This window comes from Kluyvera sp. 1366 (assembly GCF_054823405.1).
In genome coordinates, this window is record NZ_JBTRDW010000008.1 from 21,155 (window position 1) to 37,526 (window position 16,372).

At 56.3% G+C, this 16,372-nt stretch carries 15 protein-coding genes; 7 read left to right on the forward strand and 8 right to left on the reverse strand.

Annotated elements, in window-relative coordinates; translation table 11 throughout:
* Positions 1-88 precede the first annotated feature (88 nt).
* On the forward strand, positions 89-925 hold the full coding sequence (locus ACVLVH_RS18005; protein ID WP_222185723.1) for a dienelactone hydrolase family protein: 837 nt from the start codon (positions 89-91) through the stop codon (positions 923-925).
* Positions 926-966: 41 nt separating this feature from the next.
* Here ACVLVH_RS18005 and metE read toward each other — a convergent pair whose 3' ends face one another.
* A complete protein-coding gene (metE, locus tag ACVLVH_RS18010) occupies positions 967-3,237 on the reverse strand; it encodes a 5-methyltetrahydropteroyltriglutamate--homocysteine S-methyltransferase (RefSeq protein ID WP_312463494.1) in 2,271 nt (756 codons plus the stop codon).
* Between the two features lie 135 nt (positions 3,238-3,372).
* Here metE and metR point away from each other — a divergent pair, with 135 nt between their 5' ends.
* The gene (metR, locus tag ACVLVH_RS18015; RefSeq protein ID WP_312463496.1) at positions 3,373-4,305 is read left to right on the forward strand and encodes an HTH-type transcriptional regulator MetR; all 933 of its coding nucleotides are present in this window, start codon (positions 3,373-3,375) and stop codon (positions 4,303-4,305) included.
* A 93-nt stretch (positions 4,306-4,398) separates the two neighbouring features.
* Complete coding sequence (locus tag ACVLVH_RS18020; protein ID WP_101763741.1) at positions 4,399-4,878, forward strand: YehS family protein; 480 nt, start codon at positions 4,399-4,401, stop codon at positions 4,876-4,878.
* 133 nt (positions 4,879-5,011) lie between these two features.
* On the opposite strand, the gene ACVLVH_RS18025 is transcribed toward ACVLVH_RS18020, so the two are convergent.
* A complete protein-coding gene (locus tag ACVLVH_RS18025) occupies positions 5,012-5,875 on the reverse strand; it encodes a carboxylate/amino acid/amine transporter (protein WP_137384917.1) in 864 nt (287 codons plus the stop codon).
* 336 nt (positions 5,876-6,211) lie between these two features.
* Between ACVLVH_RS18025 and glpT the strand changes: the two genes are divergently transcribed.
* On the forward strand, positions 6,212-7,552 hold the full coding sequence (gene glpT, locus ACVLVH_RS18030; RefSeq protein WP_110867929.1) for a glycerol-3-phosphate transporter: 1,341 nt from the start codon (positions 6,212-6,214) through the stop codon (positions 7,550-7,552).
* A 33-nt stretch (positions 7,553-7,585) separates the two neighbouring features.
* On the opposite strand, the gene yigL is transcribed toward glpT, so the two are convergent.
* Both yigL and pldB read right to left on the reverse strand, forming a co-directional pair.
* Positions 7,586-8,386, reverse strand: coding sequence for a sugar/pyridoxal phosphate phosphatase YigL (gene yigL, locus ACVLVH_RS18035; protein WP_101763744.1), 801 nt, complete (start codon positions 8,384-8,386; stop codon positions 7,586-7,588).
* A 37-nt stretch (positions 8,387-8,423) separates the two neighbouring features.
* The gene (gene pldB / locus ACVLVH_RS18040; RefSeq protein ID WP_101763745.1) at positions 8,424-9,416 is read right to left on the reverse strand and encodes a lysophospholipase L2; all 993 of its coding nucleotides are present in this window, start codon (positions 9,414-9,416) and stop codon (positions 8,424-8,426) included.
* A 104-nt stretch (positions 9,417-9,520) separates the two neighbouring features.
* Here pldB and rhtB point away from each other — a divergent pair, with 104 nt between their 5' ends.
* The gene (gene rhtB / locus ACVLVH_RS18045; protein WP_101763746.1) at positions 9,521-10,144 is read left to right on the forward strand and encodes a homoserine/homoserine lactone efflux protein; all 624 of its coding nucleotides are present in this window, start codon (positions 9,521-9,523) and stop codon (positions 10,142-10,144) included.
* 137 nt (positions 10,145-10,281) lie between these two features.
* Here the strand turns inward: rhtB and rhtC are convergent, their stop codons facing one another.
* The 3 genes from rhtC to pldA are packed head-to-tail and all read right to left on the reverse strand — an operon-like array spanning position 10,282 to position 13,646.
* Positions 10,282-10,905, reverse strand: coding sequence for a threonine export protein RhtC (rhtC, locus tag ACVLVH_RS18050; RefSeq protein WP_110867926.1), 624 nt, complete (start codon positions 10,903-10,905; stop codon positions 10,282-10,284).
* A gap of 12 nt (positions 10,906-10,917) precedes the next feature.
* The gene (recQ, locus tag ACVLVH_RS18055) at positions 10,918-12,744 is read right to left on the reverse strand and encodes an ATP-dependent DNA helicase RecQ (RefSeq protein WP_101763748.1); all 1,827 of its coding nucleotides are present in this window, start codon (positions 12,742-12,744) and stop codon (positions 10,918-10,920) included.
* Between the two features lie 23 nt (positions 12,745-12,767).
* Entirely contained in the window at positions 12,768-13,646 is an 879-nt protein-coding gene (pldA, locus tag ACVLVH_RS18060; RefSeq protein WP_101763749.1) for a phospholipase A, read from the reverse strand.
* Positions 13,647-13,811: 165 nt separating this feature from the next.
* On the opposite strand from pldA, the gene ACVLVH_RS18065 reads away from it, so the two are divergent.
* Positions 13,812-14,282: a thioesterase family protein gene (locus ACVLVH_RS18065; RefSeq protein ID WP_101763750.1), complete on the forward strand. Its 471-nt coding sequence runs from the start codon at positions 13,812-13,814 to the stop codon at positions 14,280-14,282.
* Between the two features lie 22 nt (positions 14,283-14,304).
* On the forward strand, positions 14,305-15,204 hold the full coding sequence (gene rarD / locus ACVLVH_RS18070; RefSeq protein ID WP_498949960.1) for an EamA family transporter RarD: 900 nt from the start codon (positions 14,305-14,307) through the stop codon (positions 15,202-15,204).
* Here rarD and ACVLVH_RS18075 read toward each other — a convergent pair.
* Positions 15,175-16,227: an AbrB family transcriptional regulator gene (locus ACVLVH_RS18075; protein ID WP_280172311.1), complete on the reverse strand. Its 1,053-nt coding sequence runs from the start codon at positions 16,225-16,227 to the stop codon at positions 15,175-15,177. The genes rarD and ACVLVH_RS18075 overlap by 30 nt on opposite strands.
* Between the last annotated feature and the right edge of the window lie 145 nt (positions 16,228-16,372).

The window sequence follows — 16,372 nt, forward strand, 5'->3', positions numbered from 1 at the left end:
AAAAATTCCTCTGCACCCTACGCCAGCCTTGCTTCACTTCGCCAGGCTATAGTTACGTGATTGCGCATTTGCTAGCACGGAGAGAACAATGAAAACCGAAGACAATATGGCACAAAAAACGGCACCCGGCGGCTTTGCACCGGCCGTTCAGCCCACCGCAAGCAGCACCATTATTACCGGCAGCGACGCGATTCATGCTGGCGAGACCTCAGTTCCGAGCCAGGGCGAAAACCTGCCTGCCTATTACGCCCGACCAAAAGAGTATCAAGGCACCTTGCCGGTGGTGTTGGTAGTGCAGGAAATTTTCGGAGTGCACGAGCATATCCGCGATGTCTGCCGCCGTCTGGCGCTGGAAGGTTATCTGGCCATCGCGCCCGAACTCTATTTCCGCGAGGGCGATCCCAACGATTACCACGATATTCCCACGCTGTTCAAAGAGCTGGTGAGCAAAGTTCCAGATTCGCAGGTGTTGTCCGATCTCGATCATGTGGCCAACTGGGCCACGCGCCACGATGGTGATATCCGTCGCCTGGCGATTACCGGTTTCTGCTGGGGCGGACGTATTAGCTGGCTGTTTGCCGCGCACAATCCGCAGGTGCGTGCAGCGGTGGCGTGGTATGGACGCTTAGACGGTGAGAAGACGCTGAAGCAGCAGAAGCATCCGATCGATATCGCGGTGGATCTCAACGCACCGGTGCTGGGCCTTTACGGTGGTCAGGATGAGAGCATCCCGCTGGAGAGCATTGATAAGATGCGTCAGGCGCTGCACGCCGCCAATGCTAAAGCGGAGATCGTGGTGTATCCGGATGCGGGACATGCTTTCAACGCGGATTATCGTGCGAGCTATCACGCCGATTCCGCCAAAGATGGCTGGCAACGCATGCTGGCGTGGTTCGCGCAGTATGGCGTGGCGCCAAACGCGTAATAATAAGGGGCGCATTTGCGCCCCAATCTCATTTACAGCGACTAAGCCGTTTCACCCCGCAGGTTTTGCGCCGCTTTTACCATGTTCGCCAGCGCCTGACGGGTTTCCGCCCAGCCACGCGTTTTTAGGCCACAATCCGGGTTAACCCACAGACGCTCTGCCGGGATGCTCTGCGCCGCTTTACGCAGCAACTCTTCCATCCACTCCACGCTCGGCACGTTTGGTGAGTGAATGTCATACACGCCCGGACCGATTTCGTTGGGATAGTCGAACTCCTTAAAGGTATCCAGCAGATCCATATCGGAACGTGAGGTTTCGATGGTGATAACGTCCGCATCCAGCGCGGCAATCGAGTCCATGATGTCATTGAACTCGCAGTAACACATGTGGGTATGGATCTGGGTTTCATTCCGCGCCACGGCGGCATTGAGACGGAACGCATCCACCGCCCAGGTCAGGTACGCCGCCCAATCGGACTGATGCAGCGGCAGGCCTTCGCGCAGTGCCGGTTCATCAATCTGAATAATGCCAATACCGGCTTTTTCCAGATCTTCCACTTCGTCACGCAGCGCCAGTGCAATCTGTTTGGCGATGGTTTCACGGCTTACATCTTCACGCGGGAACGACCAGCAGAGAATCGTCACTGGACCGGTCAGCATGCCTTTCACCGGTTTATCGGTCAGCGACTGCGCGTACTTCGCCCACTCAACGGTGATAGCTTGCGGACGGCTTACGTCGCCGATGATGATCGGCGGTTTAACGCAGCGCGAGCCGTAGCTCTGTACCCAGCCGTTTTGGGTGAACACGAAGCCGTCGAGGTTTTCGCCGAAGTATTCCACCATGTCGTTACGTTCTGCTTCGCCATGCACCAGCACGTCGAGGCCCAACCGTTCCTGCTCCACAATTGCCTGTTTGATGTGCTCGGCGATGCCAGTGCGGTAGTTTCCACCATCAATGTTGCCTTTTTTAAAGTCGAGGCGCAGGCCGCGAATTTCGGTGGTTTGCGGGAATGAACCTATGGTGGTGGTCGGCCACGCTGGCAGGTTAAAGCGGTGACGCTGCGCTTTGGCACGCTCGGAGTAGCTGCTGGCACGTTCAACGTCTCTGGCCTGAATTTTCGCCAGACGCTCGCCGACTGCGGCGTTGTGAACGCGCGTGGAGTTGGCACGCGCACGAATCGGTGCGCTCCACTCAACCAGCGAAGCGGCATCGTTGTTGTTCAGTGCATGACTCAGCAGTGCAAGCTCAGTGCACTTCTGCAGAGCAAAGGCGAACCAGCTTTTCACTTCCTCATCGAGGCGCGTTTCCACGCTGAGGTCGATTGGGCTGTGCAGCAGTGAGCAGGATGATCCAATCCACAATTGTTGACGCTGCCCCACCAGCGGCTGCAGGCGCGTAAACCAGCTGCTGAGATCGGCACGCCAGACGTTACGGCCATTGATTACGCCGACGGAGAGCAGCCAATCCGCGGGAATCTGCTGGTTCACCTGTTGGATGTCGTCTTTGCCGTGGACCAGGTCAACATGCAGACCTTGCACCGGCAGCGCTTTGATCACGTCGAGATTCTGACCGATGCTGTCGAAATAGGTGGTGAGCAGCAATTTGCTTTCGCCCTGCAGCGCGTCGTAAGCCGGTTTGAAGGCATCGCGCCACGCTTGCGGCAGTTCCAGCGCCAGTGCTGGCTCATCGATTTGTACCCATTCGATGCCGCGTTTTTTCAGTTCAGCCAGCACCTGTTGGTAAACCGGCAGAATGTCTTTGAGCAGTGACAGGCGCTCGAACGACGTACCTTTCACTTTACCCAGCCACAAATAGGTAACCGGACCCAGCAGCACCGGTTTAATCTTGTGCCCGAGCGCCAGCGCTTCATCAACCTCATCCAGCAACTGAGTCCAGGTCAGTTTGAACTGCTGCCCTTGGGTGAATTCCGGCACCATGTAGTGATAATTGGTGTTGAACCATTTGGTCATTTCCGCCGCTGCCGCCGGTTCACCGCTTGGTGCGCGGCCACGGCCAAGGCGGAACAGCGTGTCGAGATCGACCGAGCCATCCTGATTTTGGTGACGAGCTGGCACGTTACCCAGCAGCAGGCTGGTGGTGAGCACGTGATCGTACCAAGCGAAATCGCCGACTGGCAGCAGATCCACGCCCGCCTCTTTCTGCTGTTGCCAGTGACGGGCGCGCAGTTCACGCCCCACCGCCAGTAGCTCTTCCTGTGAGCTTTTACCTGCCCAATAGCTTTCCTGTGCTTTTTTCAATTCACGACGCAATCCAACGCGAGGGAAACCGAGAGTGTGGTTCAGAATGGTCATTTTCTGTTCTCCAGATATTCTTAACTGAATAGGGGGCAGAGATGTTTAGCCGTCCAGATGTTTACACCGCCATAATCTGCGGGTACTGTATGTTCCTCAAGCGCAATTTGTTCAATCTCGATGTGAAGGATTCTCATGATCGAACTCAAACACCTGCGGACGCTGCAGGCGTTACGGAACACCGGCTCGTTAGCTGCCGCCGCCTCCCAGCTTCATCAGACGCAATCGGCGTTATCCCACCAGTTCAGCGATCTGGAGCAGCGGCTGGGTTTTCGCCTGTTTGTGCGTAAAAGCCAGCCGCTGCGTTTTACGCCGCAGGGAGAGATTTTGCTGCAGTTGGCTGAGCAGGTTTTACCGCAGATTCAGCAGGCTTTGCAGGCGTGTCATGAGCCGCATCAGGCCACGTTACGTATCGCCATTGAGTGTCACAGCTGTATTCAGTGGCTGACGCCCGCGCTGAATAATTTCCGCCAGAGCTGGCCGCAGGTGATGATGGATTTCAAATCCGGCGTGACCTTTGATCCGCAACCCGCGTTGCAACAGGGCGAGCTGGATGTGGTGTTGACCTCCGATATTTTGCCGCGCAGTGGATTGTTTTATTCACCGATGTTCGATTTTGAAGTGCGTTTGGTGATGGCACCGGATCATCCTTTGGCGCAGCTTGAGCACATTGCTCCGGAAGATATGGCCGATGAAGTGCTGATGATTTATCCGGTGCAGCGTCAGCGTTTGGATGTGTGGCGCCATTTCCTGCAGCCTGCGGGCGTCAGTCCAGCCTTGAAGAGCGTCGATAACACGCTGCTGCTGATTCAGATGGTGTCGGCGCGCATGGGCATCGCCGCGCTGCCACATTGGGTAGTAGAGAATTTTGAGCAGCAGGGTTTAGTGGTGACCAAGACCCTAGGCGATGGTTTGTGGAGCCGCTTGTATGCCGCCGTACGCGAAGGCGAGCAGCGTCAGCCGGTAATGGAAGCCTTTGTGCGGTTTGCCCGTCAGCACGCCTGTGAACATCTGCCCTTCGTGCGCGATGCCGCGCGTCCCGGCTCACTGCAAATCACCTCATCCTGATGTTGTTGGGCGGCGAAGGTCGCCCGCGCTGTTATCCCTGCCCCGCCTGCTCTATAATGCGCCGCCTCAACCCGCGACCAAGAGAGTTTCACCATGATGAGTAACGATGTTCTGCGCAGCGTGCGCTATATGCTGGATTTGAGCGATAGCAAAGTGGTGGAGATTTTTGCCCTGGCGGGAAGTGAAGTGCCGCTGGAAGACGTGCAGGCGTGGATGAAGAAAGATGACGATGCCGCGTTTCGCAAGCTGCCAGATGTATTGATGGGATATTTCCTTAACGGTCTGATTTTTTACCGTCGCGGTAAGAGTGAAGATGCGCCCGCGCCTTCGATTGAGCGCCGCATGAATAACAACATTTTCATGAAGAAATTGCGTATCGCCTTTGAGCTGAAGACCACCGATATTCCGGATGTGCTGCTGAAAGCGAACTTTAAGATCTCACAGGCTGAAGTTGGCGCGATTTTCCGCAACCCAGATCATAAGAATTTCCGCGAATGCGGCGATCAGATTCTGCGTAATTTCCTGAAAGGGTTGACGATGATTCATCGTCCGGGGCCGGCTAAGAAGGGTTAATCGCTTCTTTGTTCGAGCCGGGTCAGGGATAGCGCAGCAGATCGCAAAGGGAAACCACTTCCTTGTGGATCAGCCTCGCCATCCATGGCTCGGATGCTTTGCTCCACTGCCGCGCTATCCCTTCCCTTTTAGCCTATGCGTTGCTTTTCTTACCTAATACCCAGCGTTTGTGCACATAAAGGGATGCGAAAATCACGGCGGCACCGGCGAGAAAACTTGGCCAATGCGGTTTCTCCTGCCAGATCGCCAGATTCACCAGCAAGCCCGCTGGCACATGCATGTTGTTCATAATACCCAGCGTGCCAGCATCCACCTGCGTAGCGCCATAGTTCCACATGAAATAGCCCAAACCTGAAGCCGCCACGCCCAGCCACACCAGAATGCCCCACTGCAGCGACGTGGTCGGCAGTTTGTTCGGATTGCCCCACAAGCTCCAGGCGATCACCGCGATCATCACCGCGCCCAGATAGAACCACGAAAATGCGGTGTGCTGCGGCATCGGGCGAGTTTCCTGCAGGCGTTTGTAGCCCACCATGCCGATGGCGAAGCAGATGTTTGCCGCCTGTACCAGCAGCAAGCCAAACCAGAAATGGTCGCTGACTTTGTCGTAACGAATAATCGCCGCACCGATTACCGCCAGTAGCGCGCTGAAGGCATAGCCGATACGCAGCGGACGTCGGCTGAGCAAATCGTAGATCAGCGTGACATACAGCGGCGTCATCACGGTGAACAGCAGGAACTCGGTCACGCTGAGATACAGATAAGCCTCAAAGCTTAATAAATACATGATGCCAAGCTGCAGCATGCCCACCAGCATATACAGCAGGATGGTGGAAGCACGGTAACCGCGCCAGCGCAGGAACGGCAGGAAAACGATGGCGGCGAGCGCCAGACGCATCAAAACAGAGAACCAGGAATCCACCTGACCTGCGAGGTATTCCCCGATCAAACTGAAGGAAAAGGCCCACAGAATGGTGGTAACGATCAGTAACAGCACGGTAACGATCTCAAAATGAACAGTGGCGCTAGTGTAAACAAACTGTCGAAATCGGGGTGAACTATCTGGTTTACAAGTGGATAAAATAACGACGAATAATTTTCATTTCTCATTTTAACGTCCGGGTAAAAATGCGCGAAATACAACATTTCCTGGTTTTTTTCGCTCTCAATTGTCATAAAACTGTAACATATGTGTCACATGTCACAGTAACTGCGCGTGACCATCACTATCCTTTGCGCGAAATGGAAACTTCGCTTTGCCATTTTTACTGCCTGTTTTTGCCCCAACCTGCTGGGAACTCATAACTATATCGCGCCCTGGAGGGCCACACTCATGTTGAGTATTTTCAAACCTGCACCGCATCGCCCACAAGTGGCCGATGATCGTGTTGATCCGCTTTATCGTCGTCTGCGCTGGCAGATTTTCCTGGGAATATTTTTTGGCTATGCCGCCTACTATTTGGTGCGTAAAAACTTTGCGCTGGCAATGCCTTATCTGGTGGAACAAGGCTTCTCGCGCGGCGATCTCGGCTTTGCGCTATCGGGCATTTCCATCGCTTACGGCTTCTCGAAATTCATTATGGGCTCGGTCTCAGACCGCTCGAATCCGCGCGTGTTTTTGCCCGCCGGATTGATCCTTGCCGCAGCGGTGATGCTGGTGATGGGGTTCGTGCCGTGGGCCACCTCCAGCATCATGGTGATGTTTGTGCTGCTGTTCCTGTGCGGCTGGTTCCAGGGCATGGGCTGGCCGCCGTGCGGGCGCACCATGGTGCACTGGTGGTCGCAGAAAGAGCGCGGCGGAATTGTGTCGGTGTGGAACTGCGCGCATAACGTCGGTGGCGGTATTCCTCCGCTGCTGTTCCTGCTCGGCATGGCGTGGTTTAACGACTGGAAAGCCGCGCTGTATATGCCGGCGTTTGGCGCCATCCTCATCGCGATTATTGCCTTCGCCTTGATGCGTGACACACCACAATCTTGCGGTTTACCGCCGATTGAAGCGTGGAAAAATGATTATCCGCCGGATTACAACGAGGATCACGAGCAGGAGCTGACGGCGAAGCAGATTTTCATGCAGTACATTCTGCCCAACAAGCTGCTGTGGTACATCGCACTGGCGAACGTGTTTGTATACCTGCTGCGTTACGGCATTCTCGACTGGTCGCCGACCTACCTGAAAGAGGTGAAGCACTTCACGCTGGATAAATCCTCGTGGGCCTACTTCTTTTACGAATATGCCGGTATTCCCGGCACGCTGCTGTGCGGCTGGATGTCGGACAAAGTGTTCCGCGGCAACCGTGGCGCAACCGGCGTGTTCTTTATGACGCTGGTGACCATCGCCACCGTGGTGTACTGGCTGAATCCTCCAGGCAATCCAGGCATCGACATGCTGTGCATGATTGTGATCGGCTTCCTGATTTACGGTCCTGTGATGCTGATTGGCTTGCACGCGCTGGAACTGGCACCGAAAAAAGCGGCCGGAACGGCAGCCGGCTTTACCGGGCTGTTTGGCTATCTCGGCGGATCGGTTGCGGCGAGTGCGATTGTCGGTTACACCGTGGATTATTTCGGCTGGGACGGCGGATTCATTGTGATGATTGGCGGATCGGTGCTGGCAGTGATTCTGCTGCTGCTCACCATGGTCAGTGAGCACAAGCACAAGAAACAGCTGGCATAACGAAAAAGGGCCGGTGGTGACCGGCCCTTTTTTCTAGGCGAGGAACAGTTTACGCAGCGTATGCGGCACGGCGTCATCCGCGTTGCTGCCAATCACTTCCAGCGTCGGCAAGGTATCTTTCAAACGCTGCTGCGCATTGCGCATGATGCAGCCTTTACCCGACATGCTGAGCATCTCCACATCATTCATGCCGTCGCCGAAGGCGATGCACGCTTTCAGCGAGTGGCCGAGCTGTTTCGCTACCGCTTCCAGCGCGTGGCCTTTGGAAACGCCGCCCGCCATCACTTCCAGACACGTTGGCAGCGAGAAGCTGACATTCACGCGATCGCCCCAGCGCGCTTCAATCGCCTGCTCCATGGGAATTAAACGCTCCGGATCTTCGCAGGTGAAGAACACTTTGCTGATGCCATCAGTCGGCAGCATGCCCGGCTGGTAAACCTGATAGTTAAACACCGATTCACGGAAATAGTCCTGCTCATCCGGACGATGACGGCTCATGAACCACTCATCGTCGCGATAGACGTGCGTCAGGATATGCTCGTCATGATATTGCAGGCCATACAGATCGCTGGCGATGTCGGCGTCAAGATTGTGGCTGAACACCAGTTCACCTGCGGCGTTGTGCACGCGTGCGCCATTAGACGTGATCATGTAAGCCGGAATGCCGAGCTTATCGCGCATCTGTCCGACGTCGATATAGTGACGGCCGGTGGCAAAGACAAAGTGGATATCACGCGCCACCAGTTCCTGCAGCGTGGTGCGCGCGAACGGCGTCAGGCGATGGTCCGGAGAGAGCAGCGTGCCATCCAGGTCGGATGCGACGATGTGATACATGTAAACCTCGGGTGTTGATATCGGAAAGTAAAATTGATTAAGCGTGGCGTTCAAAGAAATCGACCACCGCGTTTAGCGCTTCGGCACGCATCGCGTCTGTTTCAAACAAGATCTCATGACGCGCTCCTTTGATCACATACGGCGCGTTGCCCGCGCAGGGATGTCCTGCTGCGGCCATCGCCGTACAAAATAGATTTTGTGAGCGGTTATCCACCACATCATCTTCACTGGCCTGCAGCAGCAAGGTCGGCGTGGTGATGTTCGCTACCTGATTGAAGATGTCCCGCCCGGCCTGCACGCCTTCGCGCACCCAGTGATAAGTGGGGCCACCGACGCGAATTGCCGGATCGTCGGCGTAAAAACGCAGGTTACGGCGATAGCGTTCGCGGCTATGCGTCAGGCGGTTGATGCCAAACGGATTGGCGCGCCAGCGCCCGGTGCCCAGCGCGTAACCTTCACGCAGCGCCGGCAGTTTCTCGGTCCAGTCCAGAATGCGGTGCGCCATCCAGTCGGGCAGCGGCAGCACAATGCCAAACATCGGCGCGGAGAACACCGCAGCATGAAACGCCTGCGGCTGACGCGCCAGAAACAGCGCTAAAATCGCGCCGCCCATCGAGTGGGCCAGCACGTAGCGCTGCTGATAATGTGGACTCACGATCTCTTTCAGATACAGCGTTTCCAGGTCGTCAACGTAGTCGCCAAATTCCACCACATGGCCGCGATGCGAATCTTCCAGCAGACGTTCAGAGCGTCCCTGACCGCGATGGTCGAGAATCACCACATCGTAGCCGCACATGAACAGGTCGTAAGCCAGTTCGGGATACTTGATGTAGCTCTCAATGCGGCCAGGCACGACCAGAATGACACGGCGATGTTGCGGTGAGGTGAAACGGACGTAGCGAATCTTCAGGTTGCCGACGCCGGTAAATTCACACTCTTCACGGCGACGCCAGAAGTCGAGCAGCGGACCGGTGGCAAAGGCCGAAAAGCCTCGCTCACGTCCGAGCCAACTCTGTTTATGCTGCTGCATCCGTCCCCCTGAAAAAAACGTGATTTGCGCGCCTGTGCTGCGTAGCGTGCGGCGATTTTCTGTCGTATTGTGTCACACTTCGCTAACTTCAGGGAATGTCACACATGACCATTGAATGGTGGTTAACCTATCTGCTGACCACAACCATCCTCAGCCTTTCACCCGGCTCCGGCGCGATCAACACCATGAGCACCGGCATCAGTCACGGCTATCGCGGCGCAGCGGCATCGATTACCGGCTTGCAGCTGGGTCTGGCCATTCATATTGTGCTGGTCGGCGCCGGTTTAGGTGCGCTGTTTTCCCAATCGATTCTGGCGTTTGAAGTCCTGAAGTGGGCCGGTGCAGCCTATCTGGTATGGCTGGGCATTCAGCAGTGGCGCTCGGCGGGTGGCATCGACCTCGACGCCGTTGCCAAAGCCATGCCGCGTCGCCGCCTGTTTAAGCGTGCCGTGTTGGTAAACCTCACCAACCCGAAAAGCATCGTGTTTCTCGCTGCGCTGTTCCCGCAGTTTATTCAGCCGCACCAGCCGCAGCTCATGCAATATCTGGTGCTGGGCGTGACCACCATTGTGGTCGATATCATCGTAATGATTGGTTACGCCACGCTGGCAACGCGTATCGCCGGCTGGATTAAAGGCCCGAAGCAGATGAAGCTGCTGAACCGCACCTTTGGTGGATTGTTTATGGCAGTAGGCGCGCTGCTAGCCAGCGCACGCAGAATGGCGTAAAAGAAAATCGCACCCACTTCAAAGCCGTTGGTGGCGCAGCCAGTTCGGTGCCGGCCAGCGCGCAGCCCCCGGAGCGTACACGTCGTACGTGAGGAGGGCGAGCACTGCCCGGTACCGAAATGGCAAGTAAACCAGGCTTAACGTGAAATGATGAGGTGAATGCCAAAACCGGCGAACAACACGCCCGCCATACCATCCACCCACTTCGCCATTCGCTGATACTTATCACGCATCCACGGCATAGCGAAAATCGCCGCCACCAGCGTAAACCACGCGAACGTCTCTCCGATAATCAGCAGGAACAACCCCCAGCGCTCCATCGCGCCAACGTCGTTGCCAACAAACAATGAGAATACGCTACCGAAGTAGATGATCGCTTTTGGGTTCGACAGGTTAGTCAGGAAACCTTTCAGGAAGCTCATGCCCTTTTTCGGCAGCTCAACCACCGGCGCTTCCGATTGTGGCTGCTTATGACGTTGACGCGCTGAGCGCATCAGCTGCCAGCCCATCCACAGCAGATACAATCCGCCGCCGACCATAATGATTTCATGCAGCCAGGCCATTTTTTCCAGGATCAGATGCAGGCCCATCAGCGCCACTCCGGCCCAGATCACAATACCCAGCGTAATGCCCAGAACGCCCATCATCGCCTCTTTGCGCGAGCGGCTCGCCGCCGTTTGCGACACAAAGAAGAAGTCCGGGCCGGGACTCATCAGCGCAACCAGATGCACCAGCGCGACGGTGGCGAATAACATCAGCATGAATTTTTTCCTTTAACCTTCATCAACATGTTCTTTGATCATCACCAGGAACGGCTTACCAAAACGCTCCAGTTTGCGATGACCGACGCCGTTCACGCTGAGCATTTCTGACGCGCTAATCGGCATTTGTTCTGCCATTTCAATTAGCGTGGCATCATTAAACACCACGTACGGCGGAATATTCTCTTCATCGGCAATCGCTTTGCGCAGCTTACGCAGCTTGGCAAACAGCTGGCGATCGTAATTGCCGCTGTGCACTTTCGGCGAACTGCTGCCGCGCGTTTTCACCGTCACGATACGCGGCACCGCCAGCATCAGCGGCACTTCCGCACGTAATACCGGACGCGCCGCTTCGGTGAGTTGCAGCGCCGAATGCATGGCGATGTTTTGCGTTACCATCCCGAGGTGGATCAGCTGACGCAGCACACTGATCCAGTGTTCGTGGCTGTGCTCGCGGCCTAAGCCGTACACCGGCAGTTTGTCGTGGCCGTTGTCGCGAATGCGCTGATTACTGGCGCCGCGCAAAACTTCAACAATATAGCCCATTCCAAAGCGTTGGCCGGTACGATAGATGCTCGACAGCGCCTTTTGCGCCTCCAGCAAACCGTCGTAGCGACGCGGCGGATCGAGGCAGATATCGCAGTTATCGCACTGCTGCTGGCGACCTTCGCCGAAATAGTTCAGCAACACCAGACGACGACAGGTTTGCGCTTCAGCAAACGCGCCCATCGCATTGAGCTTGTGGCGTTCAATATCCTGCAACGGGCCAGGCACTTTCTCTTCCAGACATTTACGCAACCACGCCATGTCGGCCGGATCGTAAAGCATCATCGCTTCGGCAGGCAGGCCATCGCGCCCGGCGCGGCCGGTTTCCTGATAATAGGATTCGATGTTGCGCGGAATATCGAAGTGCACCACAAAGCGCACGTTGGGTTTGTTAATGCCCATCCCGAACGCCACGGTAGCGACCACAATTTGCAGATCGTCACGCTGGAAGGCTTCCTGCACGCTGGCACGCTGCGCGCTATCAATGCCGGCGTGATACGCGCCAACGCTCAAACCACGGCTCTGCAGGCGCGCGGCGGTGTCTTCCACTTTGGCGCGGCTGTTACAGTAAATGATGCCGCTTTTGCCGCGCTGATCCTGCACATAACGCAGAAGTTGCTCAGTGGGTTTGAATTTCTCCACCAGCGTGTAGCGAATATTGGGGCGGTCAAAGCTGCTGATTTGAATCAGCGGATCGTCCATCTGCAGCAGATGGACGATATCGTTACGCGTAGTTTCATCGGCGGTGGCGGTCAATGCCATGACCGGCAAATCAGGGAAGTGCTGACGCAACTGGCCGATCGAGCCATATTCCGGACGGAAATCGTGGCCCCACTGCGAAATACAGTGCGCTTCATCCACCGCCAGCATCACCGGATTCCACTGGTGCAGGCTGTCGAGGAAATTGTCCATCATCAGACGTTCAGGCGCGATATACAGCAGCTTGAGCTTGCCGGTACGACAATCCGCAAACACCTGCTGCTGCTGCTCACGCGTCTGCGTCGAGTTGAGGCACGCTGCAGCCACGCCGTTGGCCAGCAGCTGATCGACCTGATCTTTCATCAGTGAAATCAGCGGTGAAACCACCAGCGTCAGCCCTTCGCGCACCAGCGCCGGGATTTGATAGCACAGCGATTTGCCGCCGCCAGTCGGCATCACCACCAGACAATCGCGTCCTGACAGGGCGGTTTCGATGATGTTTTGCTGACCTGGGCGGAACTGCTGATAGCCGAAGGTATCTTGTAATACCTGCTGCGCCAGCATTTCCTGATTAAGCACTGCCGATGTTGCCACGGTAATCCTGTCTTTGTTGCGGGTTAGAACAGATCGTTGAGCGTCACGCCCACGCCGAAGCGCGTCTGGCGATGGTTATAGTCGATCAATGATTCACCATAACCGCTGAAGACCTGCGTGTAAAAGCGCACGTGTTCAGAGATCGGGTAGCTCCAGGCGAAGGTTGCACCGCCAAAGCCGCTGTTCCAGTTGTAGTTACCTTCCACGCTGAAAATGTTCTCGCCCATCATGTAGCCGAGCTTGGCGCGGTAGTAACCCATGTATTTGGTGATGTCCGGGTTATCGTCATTGCTTTCACTTTCAGGCAGACGATACCAGGGTTTGATCTCTGCGAGCAGATTGCCGTTCTGCGCCATGAAGCGCGCGTAAACGCGGTTCCAGCTGCGTGAGGTCGGCTCGCTGCGGCCGTTCGACTGATGCACTAAGCCGGTTTCCACATCGCGTAAGGTCCAGCCTGCGAAGGTGTAATCGGTGGCCCAGCCGAGGAAAATTTGTGGCTCATAATCGGTTTCACGGAACGGTGATGACGCACCACGGTTCGAGAGCTGCCACCACGAGCGCTGAGTATAAGACGCCGCCAGCACCGAGTTATCGCCTAAAATGCCGCGCCACAGCGGAAACGCCAGGCTGAGCTGGAATTTTACTTCATCATTTTTAGCTTTGTCTGCCCAGTTGTACGAAGAGATCGCCTCTTTGTTCATGTCGCTGGTGTAGGTGTAGAGCAGATAGTTGTTTTCGTAAGGATAGAGCACGAACGGGTTATCGTGTTTCTCCAGCAGGTTAGCGATAATGCTGCCCTTCACTGCCGGTGCATCATGAACCTCTTTTATCGTGGCTTCTTCAGCCTGCGCCAGGCCAGGAAGGATCAGCGCCGCGGCCAGCAAGGCGTAATGCTTACGCATAGAATTCTCCAGAGAACTGCGTGTCGTAATCGTCAAGTGACGGTTCAAAAAGCAGGCCATTCTACACGCAAAACCTGCGGTTGATCAGCGCCGATTTCCGAAACTGGAAAGCGGCTCGAACGCGGCATAATATACACAACTCGTTAACATTTTAAGGCAGGCATTATGTCATCCCCGTTGCTGACACAGCAGGAAGCGCGTCGTCTGATTGGCGAAATCTTTGTTTATCACATGCCCTTCAATCAGGCGCTCGGATTAGAGCTGGATCGACTGGAAGCGGATTACGCCGAACTCGGCTTCGCCAATAAAACCATGCTGGTCGGCAACGCGGCGCAGCAGATTCTGCACGGCGGCGTGATCGCTTCAGTGCTCGATGTCGCCGCCGGGCTGGTGTGTGTCAGCTATGCGCTGACGCGTCAGGAGAGCATTACCGAGGAAGAGCTGCGTCAGCGCCTGTCACGCATGGGCACCATCGATATGCGCGTGGATTATCTGCGCCCTGGCCGCGGCGAGCGCTTTGTCGCCACCAGCAGCCTGCTGCGCGGCGGCAACAAAGTCGCTGTGGCGCGCGTGGAGTTACATAACCAGCAAGGCGATTACATCGCCACCGCTACCGCCACCTACATGATTGGCTAATCAGTATTTTTGGAATGACATGATGGATTCGCAACAAACTCGCCAGGGTATTGGCTATGCGCTCGGCGCTTACTTCATTTGGGGCATTGCCCCCGCCTACTTCAAACTGGTCAAAGAGGTGCCCGCTACCGAGATCATGACGCATCGCGTGATTTGGTCCGCACTGTTTATGCTGTTGTTGATCACATTGACGCGCAGCTGGGCGCAGGTACGTAGCGTACTGGCTCAGCCGAAAAAGGTGCTGCTGCTGGCGCTGACCGCCACCACCATTGGCGGCAACTGGCTGCTGTTTATCTGGGCAGTGAACAATCAGCACATGCTGGAAGCCAGCCTCGGCTACTTTATCAACCCGCTGATTAATGTGGTGTTTGGCATGCTGTTCCTGCGCGAACGCTTCCGCCGCTTGCAGTGGCTGGCGGTACTGCTGGCGACCACCGGCGTGCTGGTGCAGCTGTGGCAGTTTGGATCGCTGCCGATTATCGGCCTTGGCCTGGCGTTGAGTTTTGCTTTGTACGGTTTGGTGCGCAAAAAAATTCAGGTCGATGCGCAAAGTGGCATGTTGATCGAAACGCTGTGGCTATTCCCGCTGGCGGCGATTTACCTGTTTGGTTTTGCCGATAGCGCCACCAGCCATCTCAGCGCCAACGCCATGAGCCTCAATCTCAAGCTGGTCGCGGCGGGCATTATCACCACCATTCCGCTGATGTTTTTTGCTGCCGCCTGCGCGCGTCTGCGCTTATCGACCGTCGGTTTCTTCCAGTATCTGGGTCCGACGCTGATGTTCCTGCTGGCGGTGCTGTTCTACGGCGAGCGCCTGACGCCGGATAAAATGGTGACCTTCGGCTTTATCTGGCTGGCGCTCGCCGTGTTCATTATTGATGCGGTTGCGTTCTCAGCTCGGGCGCGCATGCGCGTAGCGTGAAATAAAACGCGCCAGCGCCGGACCGGTAAGCAGAATGGTGAACAGACGCAGCGTCTGCAGCGCCATGACAAAAGCCATATCGACGCGCGTGCCGGCCGCAATAATCGCCACGGTATCCAGCCCACCCGGGCTGGTTGCCAGATAGGCGGTCATCAGATCGACGTGTAGCACGCGCGTTAGCATCCAGGCTAATCCGCCGCACAATAGCATCAAACCAAAAATCGACAGCAACATTTGCGGCAGCGTTCGCAGCGCAAGTTTGAAAATCGGTCGGGTGAAACGCAATCCCACGCTCCAGCCAATCAGTGCGTAGGCTAGCGCCAGCAGCCATTCCGGAACCTGCAAAGTCGCCACATCGGTGCCGTGCAATATCGCACCGATCAGCGCGGGTAGCAGCAAGGCACCAGAGGGAATTCGCAGCCTCTGGCCGAGCCACGCACCGGCGACCATCACCAGCAGCGTCAGCAGAAAGCTGCTGTGCAGCGCGGGAAACCACACCAGTTCAGCTGCACCGCCGTGGGTGCCGAGGCCAATGCGCGCCACCACGGCCGCAGCGGTGGCGACAAACAGCACGCGCAGATACTGCATAAACGCCACCAGCCGCACATCCGCCCCGAAATCACCGGCCATCGCCACCATCGCCGAAGCGCCGCCGGGCGACGATCCCCATGCGCCGGTTGGGCCGGGCAAACTACTGAAGCGTACCAGGAGAAAACCGGACAGGCCGCTGGCCGCCAACGTCAGCACCAGCACCGCCAACACCACCGGCCAATCCTGAATCAGCGGTGTGAGAATGCCCGGCGATAAGCTCTGGCCAATCATGCAGCCAAGCACCGCTTGTGCCAGCACGAAGAAACGTTTATCGATGCGAACAGTCGCGCCGGACAAGCCCATAAAGGTGCCGACGATCATCGGGCCAAGCAGCAAGGCCGCAGGAAGATGGAACAGCTGGAGGATAATCCCCAGCACTAACGAAGCAATCAGCAGCAGTGTCCACTGAAGTCGCAATGAGAAGCGCGCCATAGGGTGGAAATCATTGATTTAAGAAGAGAGCCAACAGATTACGCTCCCCTCGTCATAATTCAAGTCGCAGCTACGTTGGCTGCCTTTATTCACCCCAGTCACTTACTTTAGTAAGCTCCTGGGATTCACAAACTTGCCGCCTTGC

Bases quoted from the DNA above. Each gene is read 5' to 3' on its own strand.
- ACVLVH_RS18065 (WP_101763750.1), top strand. From the start codon at position 13,812: ATGTCATCCCCGTTGCTGACACAGCAGGAAGCGCGTCGTCTGATTGGC.
- metR (WP_312463496.1), top strand. From the start codon at position 3,373: ATGATCGAACTCAAACACCTGCGGACGCTGCAGGCGTTACGGAACACC.
- ACVLVH_RS18005 (WP_222185723.1), top strand. From the start codon at position 89: ATGAAAACCGAAGACAATATGGCACAAAAAACGGCACCCGGCGGCTTT.
- ACVLVH_RS18075 (WP_280172311.1), bottom strand. From the start codon at position 16,227: ATGGCGCGCTTCTCATTGCGACTTCAGTGGACACTGCTGCTGATTGCT.
- metE (WP_312463494.1), bottom strand. From the start codon at position 3,237: ATGACCATTCTGAACCACACTCTCGGTTTCCCTCGCGTTGGATTGCGT.
- rhtC (WP_110867926.1), bottom strand. From the start codon at position 10,905: ATGCTGATGTTATTCGCCACCGTCGCGCTGGTGCATCTGGTTGCGCTG.
- rhtB (WP_101763746.1), top strand. From the start codon at position 9,521: ATGACCATTGAATGGTGGTTAACCTATCTGCTGACCACAACCATCCTC.
- glpT (WP_110867929.1), top strand. From the start codon at position 6,212: ATGTTGAGTATTTTCAAACCTGCACCGCATCGCCCACAAGTGGCCGAT.
- pldB (WP_101763745.1), bottom strand. From the start codon at position 9,416: ATGCAGCAGCATAAACAGAGTTGGCTCGGACGTGAGCGAGGCTTTTCG.
- pldA (WP_101763749.1), bottom strand. From the start codon at position 13,646: ATGCGTAAGCATTACGCCTTGCTGGCCGCGGCGCTGATCCTTCCTGGC.
- ACVLVH_RS18020 (WP_101763741.1), top strand. From the start codon at position 4,399: ATGATGAGTAACGATGTTCTGCGCAGCGTGCGCTATATGCTGGATTTG.
- yigL (WP_101763744.1), bottom strand. From the start codon at position 8,386: ATGTATCACATCGTCGCATCCGACCTGGATGGCACGCTGCTCTCTCCG.
- rarD (WP_498949960.1), top strand. From the start codon at position 14,305: ATGGATTCGCAACAAACTCGCCAGGGTATTGGCTATGCGCTCGGCGCT.